This window comes from Nocardia sp. NPDC003183 (assembly GCF_053590715.1).
In genome coordinates this window covers 132,161-150,395 of sequence record NZ_JBSFTG010000014.1, presented here as the reverse complement: position 1 = coordinate 150,395, position 18,235 = coordinate 132,161, and the positions used below count along the sequence as shown (strand labels likewise).

17 protein-coding genes are annotated in these 18,235 nt (G+C 69.0%); 7 read left to right on the top strand and 10 right to left on the bottom strand.

Annotation, left to right across the window (positions count from 1 at the left end; genetic code table 11):
- The first annotated feature begins 89 nt into the window (after nt 1–89).
- Nucleotides 90–356: a YdeI/OmpD-associated family protein gene (locus tag ACWDXS_RS29155; RefSeq protein ID WP_449970463.1), complete on the top strand. Its 267-nt coding sequence runs from the start codon at nt 90–92 to the stop codon at nt 354–356.
- Nucleotides 357–416: 60 nt separating this feature from the next.
- Nucleotides 417–1,427, top strand: coding sequence for a hypothetical protein (locus ACWDXS_RS29150; RefSeq protein ID WP_449970460.1), 1,011 nt, complete (start codon nt 417–419; stop codon nt 1,425–1,427).
- Between the two features lie 63 nt (nt 1,428–1,490).
- On the opposite strand, the gene ACWDXS_RS29145 is transcribed toward ACWDXS_RS29150, so the two are convergent.
- From ACWDXS_RS29145 to ACWDXS_RS29110, 8 genes are all read right to left on the bottom strand, one after another.
- Entirely contained in the window at nt 1,491–2,450 is a 960-nt protein-coding gene (locus ACWDXS_RS29145) for a Ppx/GppA phosphatase family protein (RefSeq protein ID WP_449970457.1), read from the bottom strand.
- Between the two features lie 45 nt (nt 2,451–2,495).
- Complete coding sequence (locus ACWDXS_RS29140) at nt 2,496–3,011, bottom strand: DUF501 domain-containing protein (RefSeq protein ID WP_378636110.1); 516 nt, start codon at nt 3,009–3,011, stop codon at nt 2,496–2,498.
- Complete coding sequence (locus tag ACWDXS_RS29135; RefSeq protein WP_449970454.1) at nt 3,008–3,583, bottom strand: FtsB family cell division protein; 576 nt, start codon at nt 3,581–3,583, stop codon at nt 3,008–3,010. The genes ACWDXS_RS29140 and ACWDXS_RS29135 overlap by 4 nt, the downstream gene beginning before the upstream one ends.
- A 23-nt stretch (nt 3,584–3,606) precedes the next feature.
- Complete coding sequence (eno, locus tag ACWDXS_RS29130) at nt 3,607–4,893, bottom strand: phosphopyruvate hydratase (RefSeq protein ID WP_378993146.1); 1,287 nt, start codon at nt 4,891–4,893, stop codon at nt 3,607–3,609.
- A gap of 114 nt (nt 4,894–5,007) precedes the next feature.
- Complete coding sequence (locus ACWDXS_RS29125) at nt 5,008–5,724, bottom strand: lytic transglycosylase domain-containing protein (protein ID WP_378993148.1); 717 nt, start codon at nt 5,722–5,724, stop codon at nt 5,008–5,010.
- 131 nt (nt 5,725–5,855) lie between these two features.
- Entirely contained in the window at nt 5,856–8,309 is a 2,454-nt protein-coding gene (locus tag ACWDXS_RS29120) for an ABC transporter ATP-binding protein/permease (protein ID WP_449970450.1), read from the bottom strand.
- Nucleotides 8,306–9,235: an ABC transporter permease gene (locus tag ACWDXS_RS29115; RefSeq protein ID WP_449970447.1), complete on the bottom strand. Its 930-nt coding sequence runs from the start codon at nt 9,233–9,235 to the stop codon at nt 8,306–8,308. Before ACWDXS_RS29115 ends, ACWDXS_RS29120 begins: the two co-directional genes overlap by 4 nt.
- A gap of 5 nt (nt 9,236–9,240) precedes the next feature.
- Nucleotides 9,241–10,746 carry an ABC transporter substrate-binding protein gene (locus ACWDXS_RS29110; RefSeq protein WP_449970444.1) on the bottom strand — a complete coding sequence of 502 codons (1,506 nt, stop codon included), beginning with the start codon at nt 10,744–10,746 and terminating at the stop codon, nt 9,241–9,243.
- Nucleotides 10,747–11,073: 327 nt separating this feature from the next.
- Between ACWDXS_RS29110 and ACWDXS_RS29105 the strand changes: the two genes are divergently transcribed.
- Genes ACWDXS_RS29105 through ACWDXS_RS29085 form a run of 5 tightly spaced genes read left to right on the top strand, consistent with a single transcriptional unit; the run spans nt 11,074 to nt 17,077 of the window.
- Nucleotides 11,074–12,150, top strand: a complete 1,077-nt coding sequence (locus tag ACWDXS_RS29105; protein WP_449970441.1) for a TauD/TfdA family dioxygenase — start codon at nt 11,074–11,076, stop codon at nt 12,148–12,150.
- The gene (locus ACWDXS_RS29100) at nt 12,122–13,132 is read left to right on the top strand and encodes an ornithine cyclodeaminase family protein (protein ID WP_378636093.1); all 1,011 of its coding nucleotides are present in this window, start codon (nt 12,122–12,124) and stop codon (nt 13,130–13,132) included. Before ACWDXS_RS29105 ends, ACWDXS_RS29100 begins: the two co-directional genes overlap by 29 nt.
- Nucleotides 13,123–14,577: a Y4yA family PLP-dependent enzyme gene (locus ACWDXS_RS29095; RefSeq protein WP_449970437.1), complete on the top strand. Its 1,455-nt coding sequence runs from the start codon at nt 13,123–13,125 to the stop codon at nt 14,575–14,577. Before ACWDXS_RS29100 ends, ACWDXS_RS29095 begins: the two co-directional genes overlap by 10 nt.
- Nucleotides 14,578–14,613: 36 nt before the next feature.
- Nucleotides 14,614–15,648, top strand: a complete 1,035-nt coding sequence (locus ACWDXS_RS29090; RefSeq protein WP_378636088.1) for a PLP-dependent cysteine synthase family protein — start codon at nt 14,614–14,616, stop codon at nt 15,646–15,648.
- 37 nt (nt 15,649–15,685) lie between these two features.
- Complete coding sequence (locus ACWDXS_RS29085; RefSeq protein ID WP_449970433.1) at nt 15,686–17,077, top strand: MATE family efflux transporter; 1,392 nt, start codon at nt 15,686–15,688, stop codon at nt 17,075–17,077.
- A gap of 57 nt (nt 17,078–17,134) precedes the next feature.
- On the opposite strand, the gene ACWDXS_RS29080 is transcribed toward ACWDXS_RS29085, so the two are convergent.
- On the bottom strand, nt 17,135–17,710 hold the full coding sequence (locus ACWDXS_RS29080; protein WP_378993159.1) for a TerD family protein: 576 nt from the start codon (nt 17,708–17,710) through the stop codon (nt 17,135–17,137).
- Between the two features lie 38 nt (nt 17,711–17,748).
- On the bottom strand, nt 17,749–18,234 hold the full coding sequence (locus ACWDXS_RS29075) for a hypothetical protein (protein WP_378993162.1): 486 nt from the start codon (nt 18,232–18,234) through the stop codon (nt 17,749–17,751).
- Between the last annotated feature and the right edge of the window lies 1 nt (nt 18,235).

Sequence of the window (18,235 nt, the reverse complement as noted above, 5' to 3'; positions counted from 1 at the left end):
ATCATGAGACATATGCTCTGTTTTGTCTAGCACCGCTGATGAAGCTCGGGATACCCGCAGGTCGAACGCTCGCGCGCTACCGTGGACCGATGAGCAGTCGACAGGTACCCGGGGGCGTTGTGCACGAGTTGCCGGCTGATCTGCGTGCTGCGCTGCTCGCCAACTCGGTAGCGCTGGGCGCCTGGCAGGACATCACGCCGCTGGCCCGCAACGAGTTCATCTGCTGGGTCGAGGACGCCAAGCAGGACGCGACCCGCGCACGGCGGATTCGGCGCACCCAGGAGGAACTGGAGGAAGGTCAGCGGCGGCCGTGCTGCTGGCCCGGGTGCCGGCATCGCGAGCGCACCGGCAGCTGAACCGGCGGATTCCAAGAATCCGGCAAGCTTTCTGTCGGCGGCACCTGCGAACATCGCGGCATGGATGGGGAGGATTTCGGTAGCTGGGGAGCCGCGTTCATCTGGGCACTACTCGCCTGGTCGATCGCGGGGCCGCTGTGGTTGTGGACCGGCGAGGAAGCCTGGCTGATAGTCCTGGTGATACCCGGCATCGGGTTCACGGGTGTCGGCCGGGGCATCGTGTGGATGGCACTGGCCACCCTGTCCGCTCGCGGAACCCGCTTCGCCGGATGGTTCTTCGTATCGGTCGCTGTTGCGGACGCGGTGGCGATATCGGTGTGGAAGCTGTCGCCCTCGGGGTGGACCTGGCCGGTCGCCGCAGCCGGGGCGCTGTTCCTCGGCGCGGTGACCTATCTGGCGGTCGCCTCCGAGGTGGCCGACGGCTGGCTGCTCGCCCACGGGACCGCGCTGCGGCACGTCGAACAGGAGCTCGCGTCGGCGCATCCGGAGCAGACGCCGCGTATCGATCGGTCGTCGATGCATGCCTCGGGGCCCACGCTCGGGCTCCGGCCGCCGCCGTTCGTGATCGGGGCGCACGGGATCAACGACAAGCTCGGTGCATACCACGCCAGGATGGCGCGCCGCTATTGGATCAGCGCCCACAGCGACTTGGCCCTGCTGCACGCGGCGGAATCGTCGGCGGCACGCCGCGGGCTGGTCAGCGGGCCGCTGCGACACGCGAAGATGCTCGACTTGGCGCAGTCGCTCTACGAGGAGGCGTTCTACCTCGACGAACTCCGCCGTAAGCGCGAAGCCGTCGAGCTACGGGCCGAAGAGATCGACCTGCGTCGTCAACTCGTCCGCCGCTTCGACAAGCGGTTTCCGGCGCTGGTCGCGAAAGCCACCCGGCCGAGGGCGAAAACCGCGACGAAGCAGCAGGCGGTCGCGGTTCAGTTGCTCGGGCAGGGATTGAAGGCGTCGCTCGTTACCGCGCTGACCACCCAGACCGCCGGATTGACGGCATTGGAGCGGACCGCCGAGGCGGCCGAACTCCGGGCCGAAGCCGAGACGCTCGCAGCCTCGGACACCTGACCCGGGTCGCGTACACCCGCGGACCCGAACCCGGTGCGATTGCGCTCGTCGGGGAGCCGGAAGTCAGGCGGGCGCGTCGAGGATCGACATGGCGATACCGTCGAGGATGTCGTGCTCGCTGACGACGAGTTCGGAAACTCCCGCGCGGCCTGCCAATTCGTCGGCCAGCACTTCGGTGATCACCGCGCCGCCGCCGATCACATCGACCCGGCCGGGATGCATCGGGCCGAGGGCGGCGCGTTCGTCGTGGTTCATGCCGATCAGGCGGTCGCACACCTGGTGCACCTCGGCGAGGCTCAGTCGGGTGAGATGCACCCGCGCGGAGTCGTATTCGGGCAGGTCGAGGGCGACGGCGGTGATCGTGGTCATCGTGCCCGCCACCCCGACCCAGGTGTGCACCTTGTCGACGGGGACCTTCGCGAAGGCCTCATCGAGCTTCTGCTGGGCGAATTCTCTTGCGGCAGAGACCTGGTCGGCGGTCGGCGGGTTGCCCGCCAGGCAGCGTTCGGTGATGCGGACACAGCCGATATCCGCGGAATAGGCTGCCTGGACACCGTTCTCGTCGCCGACGACCAGTTCGGTCGAGCCGCCGCCGAGGTCGACCACGACGAAAGGTCCCGCATCAGCGGACAATTCACCGACGGCACCGGCGAAGGACAGTCGCGCTTCCTCGTCGCCGGTGATCACCTCGGCGACCGCGTCGGGCACGACGCGGCCGAGTTCGGTGCGGGTCATCGAGAAGAAATCGTCGCGATTGGCGGCATCGCGGGTGGCGGAGGTGGCGACCATGCGGACGCGTGAGACACCCTGCGCCACCATCACATCCACGTAATCGGCCAGGGCGAGGCGGGTGCGTTCGATGGCTTCGGGCGCGAGGCGTCCGGTGGCGTCCACACCCTGACCGAGCCGCACGATGCGCATCTCCCGGTGCACGTCGGTGAGGCCGCCGTCGGCCCCGACCTCGGCGATCAGCAGGCGGATCGAGTTGGTGCCGCAGTCGACTGCGGCGATGCGCTCACTCATGGTGTCCTCCAGAGGTCTCGACCCACGTTCGGGCACTGCCCGCGATTATGCCTGTTCGTCAGGTGCGGCGGGCCAGTCGGCGGGGATCGCGGTCCCGCGGAAGCCCGCGGCGGCGGCCAGCGCGACGGCCTCGTCACCGAAGGGGTTCAGACCGGGCCCCTTGGCGAGGGAGTGCGCGATCAGCACGTGCAGGCACTTCACCCGGTCGGGCATGCCGCCACCGGTGAAATCGGTGCCGAGGGACTCGATCTCGTTGCGTTCGGCCAGGTAGCTCTCGTGCGCGCGACGGTAGGCGGCGGCCAGTTCGGGGTCGGTGGCGAGGCGTTCGGTCATCTCGCGCATCACACCGGCCGACTCCTGCCTGCTCGCCTCGGCGGTGAGCCGGGGATCGGTCAGGTAGTAGAGCGTGGGGAACGGGGTGCCATCGGGCAGGCGGGGCGCGGTCTTCACCACGGCGGGCAGGCCGTCGGGGGTGCGGTAGGCGACTTCGAGCACTCCGCGAGGCTCGCGGCCCAACTGCTTCGCGATGATCTCGAGGTCGTCGGCGTTCGGTGTCGTCACCGTGGTCCTTCCGGGGCTGGTTCGGAGATGCTGCGCCACAGGTCGGTGTACCAGGGGTCGGGCGCCGCGGTGCGGGTGCTCATCGGCGGCGGCGCTGGTGCTTCGATGCCGGGAATCTGCACGATGTAGGGGGTTTCGCCGGGCATCACCAAGCGCAGACGATCACGCGCCTCGGAACGGATGTAGGCCGGATCCTGTTGTTGCGCACGACGATCGCGCAAGCCCGCCAGGTCGGCTTCGAGCTCGGTCCGCTGTTTGGCCAGTGCCACGGCCTCGGCGCGCTGGCTGAAATAGGTGCGCGTGGGCACGGCCAAGGTCAGCGCGAGGCCGCACAGCACCGCCGCCAGGATCACCGCTTTACCGGTCGAGAGACCGAGAATGGTGTGTTCGCTGCGCTCGAGCTTGCCGCTGGGCTTGCGCGAGGTGGCCGAATCCGGGCGGCGGCGGGTGGGACGTTTGGCCGCGGCGGGGCGGCTCGGCGTGTCCAGACGGGGGCGCGAGCGCGCGGCCCGCGACGTGCGCCTGTCGCCTCGTCCACCAGGACTGGTTCCACGCGCACGTCGCTCGGTCATTCGCTACCGCCCCTGTACTGCTTTCAGAATTCGCCGGTGAAACGCGGGAACGCCACGTCACCCGCGTAGCGTGCCGAATCACCGAGGGCGTCCTCGATGCGCAGCAGCTGGTTGTACTTGGCGACCCGCTCGGAACGCGCGGGAGCACCGGTCTTGATCTGGCCCGAACCGACGGCGACCGCGAGATCGGCGATGGTGGTGTCCTCGGTCTCGCCCGAACGGTGCGACATCATGGTCTTGTAACCGTTGCGGTGCGCCAGCTCGACAGCGTCGAGGGTCTCGGTCAGCGTGCCGATCTGGTTGACCTTCACCAGCAGCGCGTTGGCCGCGCCCTTGGCGATGCCCTCTTCGAGGCGCTCGGGGTTGGTGACGAACAGGTCGTCGCCGACCAGCTGCACCTTGTCGCCGATGGCGTCGGTCAGTGCGACCCAGCCGTCCCAGTCGTCTTCCGACAGCGGGTCCTCGATGGAGACCAGCGGGTACCGGGTGAGCAGGTCCGCGTAGAACTCGCCCATCTCGGCGGCCGTGCGGATCTTGCCCTCGAACTTGTAGCCCTCGCCCTCGGTGTGGAACTCGGTGGCGGCCACGTCGAGCGCCAGCGCCACATCGGTGCCGAGCTTGTAGCCCGCGCGCTCGATGGCGACGCTGATCAGGTCGAGCGCCTCCACGGTGCCCGCGACGTCGGGGGCGAAGCCGCCCTCGTCACCGAGGCCGGTGGACAGGCCCTTCTCCTTCAGCACGGCCTTGAGCGAGTGGTACACCTCGGTGCCCCAGCGCAGTGCCTCGCGGAAGGTGGGCGCGCCGATCGGGGCGACCATGAATTCCTGCACGTCCACGCCGGTGTCGGCGTGCGCGCCACCGTTGAGGATGTTCATCATCGGGACCGGCAGCACGTGGGCGTTCGGGCCGCCCAGGTAGCGAAACAGCTCGAGACCCGAGGACTCGGCGGCACCGCGGGCCACGGCCAGCGACACACCCAGCAGGGCGTTCGCGCCGAGGCGGGACTTGTCGGGGGTGCCGTCCAGGTCCAGCAGGACCTGGTCGACGGTGCGCTGCTCCACGGCGTCGAGGCCGATGATGGCGGGCGCGATCTCGTCGAGAACACCCTCGACGGCCTTGGTCACACCCTTGCCGCCGTAGCGGTCGCCGCCGTCACGCAGCTCGACGGCCTCGTGCTCGCCGGTGGACGCACCGGAAGGTACGTCTGCCCTGGTCAGGGTGCCGTCGTCGAGGGCGATCTCGACCTCGACGGTGGGATTGCCGCGCGAATCCAGAATCTCGCGAGCTCCGACCTGTTCGATAATGGCCACGAAAACTGCTCCTTACGACGGAAGGCACGGTAGGTATCACGGGAAGGGCCGTGCGGTGCCGAGCCTATCGTCTCGGCGGAGTGTGGAGTAACCGGCACTCCGGGCCATGGGCAACTACACGCGGCGGCCGATGCTGTATATGGCGGCGCGATCGCGCACCACGTGCATGTACTTGTTCGACTGGTTGTAGGCGAACAGGGCGCGCTGCCAGCCGTCGGCCGAGGTCAGATCGCCGCCGCGGGTGCAGAGGTAGCGGGCGGCGGTGAGGGCGGCGTCATCGATGTTCTGCGGATCGGCCACGCCGTCGCCGTTGGCGTCGACACCCCAGCGCTTCCAGGTTTCGGGAATGAACTGCAGCGGGCCGACGGCGCGGTCGTAGGTGGTGTCGCCGTCGAGGCTGCCGCCGTCGGTGTCGCGGATGTCGGCGTTGCCTCGGGTGCCGTCGAGGGCGACGCCGATGATCGCCGGGCGCACGGTCCCGTCGGCGTCGACGCCGGCACCGCGATGGGTGCCGTGTCCACTCTCCACGCTGGCGATGCCGGCGATGGTGGTCCAGGCGATTCCGCATTCGGGCTTCGACTTCGCCAGCACGGCGGCGGCGTAGCCGTAGGCCTCGAGCGCGACCGGTTGGATGCCGATCGCGTCGGACTGCTCGTCGGCCCAGCCGCGTAGCTGTTCGGCCGCGCGGCCGGGTGCGTCGACATCGATCAGCGGCAGCGCGACCCCCGGCCCCGGCGGCATGTCATCGGGGATCGACGCGAGCGAACTGCACCCCGCTAACAGGGCGCTGATCGCGACTGCGGCGGCCACGCCGACCTTCTGCACTGACATCTGTTCAATCATCCAGATCCAGCGCGCTTTGCGCACATCTCACAGCCACTTCTCAGCTCCCCGTGAATCCGGCGGTTGGCCGGCTACGGACGAGTTACAGGTCACGGCTGGCTGGTTCGACGAGGGCGGTATCAGCCGAGAAGCGCCGCGGTGGCCCGGTGGGTCGGGGTGGTGAGAACTGTTTCCGGGGTGCCTGTTTCGACTACTCGGCCCTGATCGAGAACGAGGAGATCGGTGCAGTGGCCGCGGACCAGGGTCATGTCGTGGCTGATCAGAATGATCGCGGTGGCACGGTCGGCGCGGAGACGGTCGAGCAGGGACATGATGGCCGTGGCGGTTTCGGTGTCGAGGGCGGTGGTGATCTCGTCGCAGATCAGGACGGCCGGGTCGGCGGCGAGGGCGCGGGCCAGAGCCACTCGTTGACGTTGACCACCGGAGAGTTGATGGGGCCGGCGGCCGGCGAGGTCGGCGGGGAGGTCGACCGCGGCGAGCAGAGCGCTGACGCGGGTGCGGATTTCGGGTCCGGTGACTCGCGCGATGCGGCGCAACGGGCGTGCCAGGGTCTGCTCGACGGTGCGGCGCGGGTTCAGCGCCGCGCGCGGGTTCTGGGTGACGAGTTGGATCCCGTTGGCGCCGACCCTGATCCGGCGCCCGCTTCCCACCGGAACGCGCACACCACCCACATCCAGCGATCCGCCGGCGTCGGGGTGCAAACCCGCGATCACCCGCGCGAGCGTGGTCTTACCCGCCCCGGACGGCCCTACGACAGCAAGGGCCGCGCCCGGGGACAGGCTGAAACCGACGTTCTCGAGCACCCTGTGGCCGCCCGCGTCGGCGTTGATCGATGTGGCCTGCAAGGCGATCACCTCGTCGGCGCCCGCCGAGCCGTTCGTTCGAGATGCTGTCTCGCTCCCCGCGCCCTCGGCCGCCGGATCGACGGGTCGACGGCCGGTCGCCCCCGAGCGCTCGTCGGCCAGGTGTTCGGCGCGCACCGGATCAGTCACCACGGCAGCGACATTCACCGGCCGATCACCGGGTGGATCGAGCTCGATCACGGAGTCGGCGATGACGTTGATCGCGTCGGTGTCGTGGCCGGAGAGCAGGACGGCCGTGCGGTTCTCGGTGGCGAGAGTCGCGATCAGCTGGGCTATTTCGGTGCGGAGAGTGCTGTGGAGACCTGCGAGTGGTTCGTCGAGGACGAGGATCCGGGGGCGGCGGAGAATGGCTCGGGCCAGGGCGACACGGCGTTGCTGCCCGCCCGAGAGGCGGGCGCAGCGACGGCGGAGATGGGTGGGATCGAGACCCACTTGCGCGAGGACGGCGAGGCGGTCGGCGTCGGAGGTGCCGGGCGCCGCCTCGGCCAGGACTGCCCGGACGCGAAGCAGCGGGTTGAGCTCGGAGCCGGGATCCTGGCCGACGTAGGCGATCTGTTCACGACGGAATGCGCGCAGCGCGCCCGCGTCGAGCGCGAACACATCCTGTCCCGCGACAAGCACGGCGCCCTGCCCGCGAGCGCCGGCGGGTAGATGTCCGAGCAGCGCACGCATCGCCGTCGACTTCCCCGCACCCGATGCACCGGTGAGCGCGGTGACCGTCCCCGACTTCAGCCGAAACGACAACGGCGCCAGCAATACCGCCCCGCTGTCAGCGACAACGCTGAACGCGTCCACCGCCACCGCATCCCCCGAATCCACCACCGAGATCCCGCATCCAGCGCCAGCCGGCGCAACCCCGGCCGCGGCGACCGCATCCGATGCGGTTTTCGAGGTCTGGCGGGTCCTGGGCCCACTGGTCACCACCAGATTCACACCGACCGCCACGATGGCGATGGCAGCGCTCGGTGCCAGCACCGCCCAGGGATTCAGGAGCAGCCCGGAGGCATTGTCTCGGACCATGATCGCCCAGTTGTCGGGATCGAGCGCGGAGACGCCGAGGAAGGCGATGGTGCTGACGAGATACACGGCGACGACGAAGCGCAGGCCGAGCTGGGTGGTGAAGACGGCGCGCAGGTTGGGCAGGATTTCGCGGAAGACCAGGTGGGACAGGGATTCTCCGCTGGCAACGGCGGCTTCGACGTAGCCGGAGGCCGCGATGGTCGAGGCGGACGCCGCGAAGATCCTGGCGCAGTAGGGAACTCCGAAGAGCAGCGACACCGCGATCAGCGCGGTGACACCACCCTGGGGCCATGCGGTGAGCACCAGCAGGATGCCCAGGACCGCGGGCAGCAGGATCACCAGATCGCCGCAGAGTTCGATGATCTTGCCCGCACGCGGGCGCACGGCGGCGATCGCGCCGAGGACGGCCGACAGCACGGTCACCGCCACCGCGATCACCGCGGCGACGGCCAGCAGCTGCGTGCCGCCGGTGAGCAGATGGCTGAACACATCCCGGCCGAGCCGATCCGTCCCGAGCAACGCTCCCCCACCCGGCTGCGCGAACGGCATCCCGACGGCTGTGTCCCCCGGGTAGGGCGCGAAGAGCGGCCCGGCCGCCGCGAGCAGCACAACCAGTCCCACACCGGCCGCCACCGAGTAGGCGCCCCACTTGGACACCACCGCTCGGCCTTCCGCGTTGGGCTTGCTCATCGCGCACTCCTCGACGCCCACGCCCGGACGATGTCGGCGATCGCGAGCAACGCCATGATGACGATCGCCGTCAGGGCGACCACCGCGGCGACCATGGTGGAGTCACGGTCGGCGACGGACCCGGCGAGAACGGCGCCGACACCGGGATAGTTGAAGAGCGTCTCGACCACCAGCGCACCGCCGAACAGCATCCCGACAGAGGTGGCGTATCCGGCGACGATGGTCGGCGCCGCGAACGGCAGCATGTGCCGGAAGAGAATCGTGCGTGTCGGCAGCCCTTCCAGCACAGCACTTTCCACATGCGCGGCCGCGGCGACATCGAGCAGCGCCGAGCGCACGACTCGGGCGTTCCAGCCGATCTGCGGAATCGCCAGCGCCAGCACCGGAAGCACCAGCATCTCGGGGCCGACGGGAAAGCCGGATCGGCCGGTAATGGTCACGGCCGGAAGCCATCCGGTGGCCAGGGAGAACACCAGGATCAGCATCGTGCCACCGACGAACTCCGGTACCGCCACGGCAACCGTGCTGACGGGCTGCAGAATTCGCGCCCCGAGCGCGGTCGGACGCATCGCCCACCAGCAGCCGAGCCCCAGCGACACCGCGATGGTCAGCAGCAACGCGATCCCCCCGAGCAGCAGAGTCTGCGGGAACTTGTCGGCCAGCAGCGCACCGATCGAATTCCCGCGGGCGGTCTGCCCGAAGTCTCCGGTGAGTACCCCGCAGATCCAGTCCAGGAACTGCACCGGCAGCGCGCGATCCAGGCCGAGCTCGTGCTCCTTCGCCGCCAGCGCGGCCGGATCCGCGTCCCTGCCGAGCGCCGCCCGCGCCGCGTTGCCCGGCAGCAGATCCACCGCGACGTACACGATGGCCAGCAGGGTCACCAGGAGCACGATCCGCCGCACCATCGGCAGGGCAAAGGTTTTCATGACATTCACGCCAGCCAGGCACGTTCCAGCTGGACGCGCGCGAAACCGCCGAGCGTCGGCAGATCACGCACCGTCGACGCGGCGATGTCGACACCGTCGGCCATGCCCCACACCAGATAGCCGCCACGCTCGAACTCGATGCGCTGCAATTCGCGCACCGCACGCGTGTAGTCCTCGCCGGACGCGGCAAGGGCTTTGGCGTCGGCGGTATCGAATTCCGGGTCACGGAAGGCGGTTTCGTTGCGGTTGGTGCCCGAGGTCATCAGCTTGTCGGCCAGGAACAGCACCGAGTCGTTGGTCCCCCACGACACCGTGTACAGCGGTGCGTTGAGCCAGGTCTGGTCGTAGAACGCGGCCGATTCGACCACCTGCACGTCGAGCCGGACGCCGATCTCGGCGAGCTGGGTGGCGATCACCTTCGCCGATTCGACCTCGCCCGGAACTTCGGCCTTCGTCACGAACGGGTAGCTGCGGCCGGTGTCGAACCCGGCTTCGCGCAGCAGGGTTTTCGCGCGTTCGACGTCGCGGTCGCGGCGCAGCGTGGTGTCGTAGAGCGGGTCGGCGGTGCCGAGAACGTCGGCGGCGACGGTGCCGTAGCCGGAGTGCACCTGGTTGACCAGCGCGGTCCGGTCGACACCGAGACGCAACGCCGTGCGCACCCTGGCATCGGCGAACGGGCCGTCGGCGGCACGCATCGCCACGCCGAGCATGGTGTCGTCGGCGCGCCGGATCACCTGCAGGTCGCCGCGTCCCGCGGCGGTGCGGCCTGCGATCGCGCCCACATTGGAAGCGAGGTCGATCTGCCCGCCCAGCGCCGCGTTGCCCAGAGCGGTGACGCTGTCGAACATCGTCACCTCGATGGCGTCGAGCAGTGGCGGGGTGCCGTGCCAGCGCTCGTTGCGCACCAGCCGGGCGTTGCCGCCCTGGTAGGACTCGAGCCGGAACGGGCCGGTGCCGATCGCGGCGGTGAAGTCGGTGGTGTCCTTCGGCACAGTGAAGGTCATCAGCCGAAGCAGCAGCGGCAGTTGGGTATTGGGTGCGGGCATGGTGAACACGACGCGGTTCGGACCGTCGGCGACGATGTCGTTCTCGGCCACCGGCATCTTCGACGCGCCACCGACCGAGCGCAGGCGTCGCATCGACCACACCACGTCGCCGGCGGTCACCGGCGCACCGTTGTGGAAGGTCGCGCCGTCGGCGATGGTGAAGGTCCAGCTGCGGTTGTCCGCGCTGGGCTCCCAGCGCGAGGCGAGGCGCGGGGCGACGGTCGGATCCGCGCCGGGAACAGTGAGCGCGTCGTAGACGAGCGAGGCGATGAGGAAGTCGCTGTCGTTGCTGAGGTTGGCGTGCGGGTCGCGTTCGCTGCGAGCGGCCGTGCCGAGCGCGCCGACTCGCAGCGTGCCACCGCGCTGCGCGGTGGCGGACCGATCATCGGTGCCGCATGCCGCCGCGAGTAGTAGTGCGGTGACGCCGACGCCGGATTGGAAGAGCTGCCTGCGAGTGAAACCCATCGTGTTGCCTCCTCGAACCGCGTGCGCCGAAACCCCTTTCCCGACGCCGCAAACTAGGCGAGGCTAGCCTAAAAGAGGTTCCGAGTGGTGAGCTTCACTTCGACCGTCACCGAACCGCAGCGACCCGCGACACCCCGGTCAGCGCTCACTTCGCCAACTCGGGTAGGAAGCTACGTTATATGGATCGGCTATTTCCCTCGCCGACGCATTAGGTAAGTCTTGCCTAATCACACGACAGGCACTACCTTCGCACATCGAGCCTGAAGTTCACCCGCTTTCGACCGATGCGAAGAAGGGAAACCGGTGAAAAGCGTTCTCTCCGAACGTATGACGATTCACCAGCACGACATCGAATACCGCGAGCTCGATCCCGACGCCGCGACGGCGCTCCGATCGCTCGCGACAGATATTCGCCACCGATTAGGTGACGCACCACACACCACGACCCTGCACGATCCCGCGTTGATCGCCCGGATCACCGAGCGCGTCGGCGACCTGCCCGACAGCCTGCGCCACGCCGTTCGACCGCCCGCCACCGCCGCGGGCGCGACCGTGGTGCGCGGGTTACCGGTCGACGACGCCGATTTCGGTCCCACCCCGCAGCACTGGCAGGCCGCGGCCGAGCACGCGCATCCCGGATCGCTCGAACTCGACATCGTGATGTTGCTGCTCGGGCGTTGTGCCGGTGAGCCGTTCGGCTGGCAGGGCCAGCAGAACGGCAGGCTGGTCAACAACATCGTGCCTGCCGCGGGCCACGAGGACGAGCAGTCGGGCGCGAGCAGTTCCACCCTGCTCAGCCCGCACACCGAGGATGCCTTCCACGCTCAGCGCGCGAACCTGCTCATGCTGGCCTGCCTGCGCAACCCCGACCGGGTCGCCACCACGGTCTCCTCGGTGCGCGAAGTGCGCCTGTCCGGCGAGGACCTGCGCACCCTCACCACCCCCACGCTGCCGATCCTGCCCGATGTCTCCTACGGCACCGGTTTCGATCAGCTCGCACCGTTGCCGACGCTGTGGCTCGACGAAAACAACGCTGTCACAGCACGTTACGATCCCGCCTACACCCCGATCGACGATGCGGACGAAGTCTTCCGCGCCGCCTACGCCAGGCTCACCGCCGAACTCGCCAGGGTCAGCCACGCCCCCGCGCTGGCCCCCGGCGAGCTCTTGCTGGTGGACAACGACGTGGCCGTGCACGGGCGCGTTCCGTTCCGCGCGCGCTACGACGGCACCGACCGCTGGCTCAAACGCATCAACGTCCGACTGCCCGAACGCCGTCGGCGCGCGCAGGAGTCGTCCGAGAATGGGTATGGCCAACGTGTGGTCGCGCCGTTCCGGGCGACCGCTGATCGGACAGCAGAGCGGGGCATGGCAGATGAACGAGGATCCGTTGAACAACCGTGACCGTGGGATCGGGCTGCGCGTCCTCTCCCGCAGCGACCTGGCCGACGTACCGATCAGCCCCGCCGAAGTGGTGCGCGCCGTCGAGGAGGCCTATCTCGCCTTCGCGGCGGGCGAATCCGACAATCCACGCAAGCTGAGCGTCGCGGACCCCGGCGGCTCGTCGGTGTCCTACGCCATGCTGGGCCGCGACGGGCGCCGGCGCGTGGTGGCCATGAAGACCTCCTACAAATTCGACCCCGGTCACGACCGCAGCACCAAGCGGTACTACACGACCATCACGCTCTACGACGACACCACCGGCGCCCCCATCGCGATGATGGACTGCGCGCGGGTCGGCGCGTTGCGTACGCCCGCCGTGTCGGCACTGCTGGTGCGCGAGACGGTGCGGCGCGGGGCGGAGAGCGTGCTGCTCATCGGCACCGGGACCCAGGGACGTAATGCGCTGCCGCACTTGCTCGCCGCGAACCCGCAGTTGCGCAAGCTGATGGTGTACGGCACTCATCCCGAGGGACTGGCCGCCGTGCACTCGCACCTGGCCGACGCGGCGCCCCACGCGCTGCTCGACGTGGTCGACGACCCGTACGCGGCGGCGGCCTCCGCCGATGTGGTGCTGGCCACGGCCGGACCCGGCACCGAGGTAGCCCTGGAATCCTCGCATCTGGCACCGGGTTCGGTGGCGGTGCTGGTGGGCTACGGTCTGGCGCCGTCGACGCTGGTCGAGGCCGATCGGGTCGTCGCCACCAGCGCGGCGCAGATGGCACTGACGGGCACCGACATGGCCGGACCCGACGGAACGCTGCGTTCGGTGGATGCCGAACTGCCGCAAGTGCTCACCCGCAGCGCCGTGGCCCGCCGGACCGAGGACGAGAAGATCTTCGTCTACAACAGCGGACTGGTGCTCACCGATATCGCGGTCGCGCACGCACTGGCTGCCAGGGCGATCGCCGAAGGACGTGGCACGGAGGTGCCGCTGTGGGACTGACGGGTGCGCAGCCCGGGGTCACCGGGGACAGCGCCCCGCGGGCCGCGCCGCGATCCGACGCGCGGGTTCCGCCGAGCCCGCCGCACATCGAGGACCGCGTCGTCGACCGGGCGCCGACGGCGACCACCGACCGGCCGACGCACTGCGCACCGCCGATGCCCGCTCACACCGACGTGGCGCAACAGCGGCTGCTCGCCGATCCCCGCCTGCTCCGCGAGATCGCCGACGCGGTCGGTGGACCGTTTCATGTGCTGTTCCCCGAGCGCGTCGCGGTGAATATCCGGGCGTTTCAGTCGGTCTTCACCGAGGCAGACGTCGACGGGTTCGTCTACTTCGGGAAGAAGGCGAACAAGGCGGCGTGCGTGGCTCGGGCGTGCGCGGAGAGCGGGGCGGGGATCGATGTCGCCAGCACCGGCGAACTCGTCGCGGCGCTGGGGCAGGGGGTGCGCGGCGAGGACCTGATGGTCACCGGGCCCGCGAAGTCCGACGAGCTGCTGTGGCTGGCGGCTCGGCACGGGTCGTTGATCGCGATCGACGCGCTCGACGAACTCGACCGGCTCGCCGCGCTCGAACTGCCGGTGCGAGTGCTGCTCCGGGTACTGCCGGAGGGCTCGACCAGCCGCTTCGGGCTCGACCCGATGGAGCTCGAACAAGCGATCCAGGCCATCGGTGCACCGATCACGCTGTCGGGCTTCAGTTTCCACCTGTCCGGCTATGACGCTGTCGCCCGCTCCGAACAGGCGGCCGCGCTGGTCGGGCACTGCAGGCGCGCACGAGCCAACGGCCATCGGGCGGACACGATCTCGATCGGTGGCGGGTTCGGCGTCGACTATCTCGATGCCTCGGCGTGGACCGAGTTCCAGAACACCCTCAGCGACAAGTGGTTCCACACGAATCCGCCCGGCGACTACTACCCCTATCACTTCCCGGCTCCCGGCGCGGTCATGCTCGACGCCGTTCTCTCCCACAACGACCTCGCCGGACTGTTGCGCGACAACGGAATACGGCTCGCGGTCGAGCCCGGCCGGGCCCTGCTCGACCAGGCGGGAAGTTCCGTCTTCCGGGTCCAGGGCGTGAAAACCCGGACCGCACAGGGAAGCCCGTACGACATCCTCACCGTCGACGGCACCAGTCTCAGCCTGTCCGAACAGTGGTTCGACAGTGAATACCTGCCCGATCCCGTGCTGTGGCCCGAAAGCGCCGGCCACCTCACCCCCACCTGCGTCGGCGCCACCACCTGTCTGGAGTCCGACCTGCTCAGCAGACGGCGCATCCCGCTGCCCCGCCGCGCACGAACCGGCGACCTGCTCGTCTACCCGAACACCGCCGGGTATCAGATGGACTCCAACGAGTCCCCGTTCCACGAACTCCCGCTCCCGCCGAAGGTGGTGTTGCGCCCAGGCGCGGACCGACTGCGCTGGAGCCTGGACAGCACTGCCCGCTGATCCACCCGAGCTCTCGATCCGATGGAGGAACAACCCATGGCTCTCGTCACGCGCGTGACGGACCTGATCGGCCGCACGCCCCTGTTCGAACTCGCCGTCACCGACACCGGCACGCGGCTGCTGCTCAAGCTCGAGCAGTTCAATCCGACCGGTGCCGCCAAGATCAGAATGGCCCGTTCGATGGTGCTCGACGCGGAGCGGCGAGGTTTGCTGCGCGATGGCGGGCATATCATCGAGTCGACGTCCGGCAACACCGGACTCGGCTTGGCGGTGGTCGCGGCCGAACGTGGCTATCGATTCACCGCCGTGGTCGACAACCACGCCTGTAAGGACAAGTTGCGCGCGATGCGAGCCATGGGCACCGACCTGGTGTTCGTCGCCGACGACGGTGACGACGAGCTGGCCACCTCGGCCCGGGAAGACCTCGCCGAGGCCATGGCGGCTGCCCGCGACGACGCGTACTTCACCGAACAGCACAACAACGACGCCAACGCCGTCGGCTACTACGCCGTAGCGGAGGAATTGCTGGCCGAGGTCGAACGGGTCGACATCCTGCTCTCCGCGGTCGGCACCGGCGGCTCCCTGTTCGGCACCGCCACCCGGCTGCGCGACCTCGGCCTGCCCGCCCGGGTGATCGGGATCGAGCCGGTCGGATCCATCGCCTTCGGCGGCGAGGGCGGACCGTACTGGCAGTCGGGCACCGGCACCCCACCTGGCGCGACCATCGGCACCGCCGTCGACTACGCCCTGCTCGACGAGGGTGTGAAGGTGAGCGACGTCGATGCCTTCGCCACCACCCGCGCCGTCGCCAGGACACACGGTCTGTTGATCGGTGGTTCGGCGGGCGGTTCGGTGCACAATGCCTTGGCGCGGCTCGAGGAGTTCCCGGCCGGGTCCACCGTGGTGACCATCGTGTGTGATGGTGGCGAGAAGTATCTCGACACCGTGTTCGACGACGACTGGATGAGCGCCCGCGACCTGCTCGATCCCGCCGCCGAAGCGGAAGTGACCACCCTGCTGCGCCGCTATTCACCGCTGCGGCGCCAGGACGAATTGATGGAGGTCAGGTGAGCGCGATCGCGCGCGAGACGAACCACGGAGCGGGTGGGTGAACGGCAGGGCGACCGATAGCAGCGCGCTGGCCAGGCTGGCGACGCCGATCGCGCTCACCCAACTGGCGCAGATCGCGGTCTCGACGACCAATCTCGCGCTGATGGGCACCCTCGGTGTGCGCGAGGTCGCCGCGGGCGGGCTGGCGCTGGTGCTGTTCAACCAGATCCGCACGATGTGCGTCGGGCTGATCACCGGCACCGGGAATCAGATCGCGGGCGCGCTCGGCGCGGCCGGGAAGCGCGGCGGTTCGGCCGACGACGAAGTGCGCGCGGTGGTCCGGGCGGCATTCGTCATCGCGACGATCGCCGGACTGCTCGGCGGCGCGCTGCTGATCGGGCTCGGGTGGGTACTGCCGTGGCTCGGCCAGGATGCCGGTGTGCTCGACGCGGCGCGGCCGATGATGATCGCCCTCGCGCCAGGGTTACTGCCGTGTCTGTGGTTCCAGGTGCTGCGCCAGTACACCGTCGGCATGCAGCGGCCCCAGGCGTTGCTGCTGGTCACGCTCGGTTCGGTGGCCTTGAATCTGGTGCTGGCACTGGCCTTCATCCACGGCTGGGCCGGCATTCCGGCGATGGGCCTGACCGGTGTCGGCATCGCGACCTCGCTGGTCTTCCTGATCACCTTCGGGGTGTTCTGGGCGATGGTGCGCCGCGACGAGCAACTCGGCCGCACCCTGCCCTCGACGCCGTGGCCGGTGCGCTGGGCGACCGTGCGCGAAGAACTGCGCCTCGGCACGCCGATCGCGCTCACCTACGGTTCGGAAGCGGGCATGTTCTCGGTGCTCGCGCTGGTGATGGGCAGTTTCGGGCCGGCCGCGCTGGCCGCGCACAATGTGGTCTACCAGATCATCTACATCGTGTTCCAGATGGCGATCGGGCTGTCCCACGGGGCGTCGATCCTGGTGAGCGATGCGGTCGCGCGCGATGAGTTCGGGCACGCGCGCGCGCTGGCCTGGCTGGCGCTGCGGATGGCCGCGGTGATCGCGATCGTCACCGGCGCTGTCTACGTGCTCGCCCCGGACATCGTGCTCGCACCGTTCCTCGATACCACCGACACCGGCACCGTCGCCATCGCGCACACCCTGTTGCTCATCGGCATCGTGCTGCAATTCTTCGACGCCGCCCAGAACATCGGCACCGGGCTCCTGCGTGGTCTGAAGGAGACCTCCGCGGGCTTCCGGCTGTCACTGGTCGGTTACTGGGGCGTGGGCCTGCCCGCAGCGCTGCTGCTCGCCTTTCCGCTGCATCTGGGCGCGGCCGGGGTCTGGTGGGGCTTGACGGCCGGCCTGGCCACCACCGCCGTACTGATGCTGCGCAAGTACTTCGCGCTGCTCGATCAGGCGGGCGTGGTCCCGCCACGACGGGTGCCGGTCACGCAATCGCGATGACAGCGAGCACGACGAAGGCGGGCGACACTCGGTCGCCCGCCTTCCTGTCGTGGTTGGTCAGAGATTCACGCCGTAGTCGCGGGCGATGCCCGCCAGGCCCGAGGCGTAACCCTGGCCGACCGCGCGGAACTTCCATTCGCTGTTGTGGCGGTAGAGCTCGCCGAACACCATCGCGGTCTCCGTGGACGCGTCCTCGGACAGGTCGTAGCGCGCCAGTTCCACGCCGGTGTTCGCGTCGGTGACGCGGATGTAGGCGTTGCGGATCTGGCCGAACGACTGGCCACGGGCCTGGGCGTCGTGGATCGACACCGGGAAGAAGATGTTGGTGATCGTCGGCGGGGTGGCGGCCAGATCGACGTTGATGATCTCGTCGTCCCCGTCGCCCTCACCGGTCAGGTTGTCACCGGTGTGCTCGATGGTGCCTTCCGGCGAGCGCAGGTTGTTGTAGAAGACGAAGTGCTGGTCCGAGAGCACTTTCAGGTTAGTGCCGGTCGCCAACGCGCTGGCGTCCAGGTCGTGGTCGGCACCGGTGGTGGTACGCACGTCCCAGCCGAGACCGACCGCCACCTTGGTGAGGTTGTCGGTCTGCTTCGACAGCGAGACATTGCCGCCCTTGGCGAGTGTGACGCTCATGAAAACCCTTCTGTCCAGATGGTGTGCCGTAGAGGAACTTACGCTGCGGGCCCGTTGTCGGCCCAGGATCGCAGGGTCTCGACCCGACCCTCCAGCGCCCGCAATTCGGTGTCGTCGAGGACGGTGCGCTGGATGCCACGGTCGACGGCGAACGCGGACTGCCGGTGGTCGTCGATCACGTCGACGTCCAGCTGCACCGCGGTGTAATCCGGCGCCGACGGCATCTGTTCGGCGATGACCGTCGCCCGGCCGCGCGCACACAGCGCCACATTGCCGCCGCCCAGAATCAGCAACGCCACCTCCGGCTGCGCCCGCAACCGTGCCAGCGAGCCACGATCGGACTTCAAACTGAGGAGAATCCGCCGGTCGTCCGCGCGCACCGGCCACGACACCGGGATCGCGTGCGGCCCCGCGTCGGTGGTCACCAGCACCGCGATGGTTTCCTGCGGCCATACCGGCAACACGTCCAGCTCAGGATGGTCGGCCATCACATCCTGTCCTGCCGGATCTACCTCTGTACCCATC

Coding starts and splice junctions, on each gene's coding strand:
- ACWDXS_RS29155 (WP_449970463.1), top strand. CDS start 90: ATGAGCAGTCGACAGGTACCCGGGGGCGTTGTGCACGAGTTGCCGGCT.
- ACWDXS_RS29150 (WP_449970460.1), top strand. CDS start 417: ATGGATGGGGAGGATTTCGGTAGCTGGGGAGCCGCGTTCATCTGGGCA.
- ACWDXS_RS29145 (WP_449970457.1), bottom strand. CDS start 2,450: ATGAGTGAGCGCATCGCCGCAGTCGACTGCGGCACCAACTCGATCCGC.
- ACWDXS_RS29135 (WP_449970454.1), bottom strand. CDS start 3,583: ATGACCGAGCGACGTGCGCGTGGAACCAGTCCTGGTGGACGAGGCGAC.
- ACWDXS_RS29125 (WP_378993148.1), bottom strand. CDS start 5,724: ATGTCAGTGCAGAAGGTCGGCGTGGCCGCCGCAGTCGCGATCAGCGCC.
- ACWDXS_RS29120 (WP_449970450.1), bottom strand. CDS start 8,309: ATGAGCAAGCCCAACGCGGAAGGCCGAGCGGTGGTGTCCAAGTGGGGC.
- ACWDXS_RS29115 (WP_449970447.1), bottom strand. CDS start 9,235: ATGAAAACCTTTGCCCTGCCGATGGTGCGGCGGATCGTGCTCCTGGTG.
- ACWDXS_RS29110 (WP_449970444.1), bottom strand. CDS start 10,746: ATGGGTTTCACTCGCAGGCAGCTCTTCCAATCCGGCGTCGGCGTCACC.
- ACWDXS_RS29105 (WP_449970441.1), top strand. CDS start 11,074: ATGACGATTCACCAGCACGACATCGAATACCGCGAGCTCGATCCCGAC.
- ACWDXS_RS29100 (WP_378636093.1), top strand. CDS start 12,122: ATGAACGAGGATCCGTTGAACAACCGTGACCGTGGGATCGGGCTGCGC.
- ACWDXS_RS29090 (WP_378636088.1), top strand. CDS start 14,614: ATGGCTCTCGTCACGCGCGTGACGGACCTGATCGGCCGCACGCCCCTG.
- ACWDXS_RS29080 (WP_378993159.1), bottom strand. CDS start 17,710: ATGAGCGTCACACTCGCCAAGGGCGGCAATGTCTCGCTGTCGAAGCAG.
- ACWDXS_RS29075 (WP_378993162.1), bottom strand. CDS start 18,234: ATGGGTACAGAGGTAGATCCGGCAGGACAGGATGTGATGGCCGACCAT.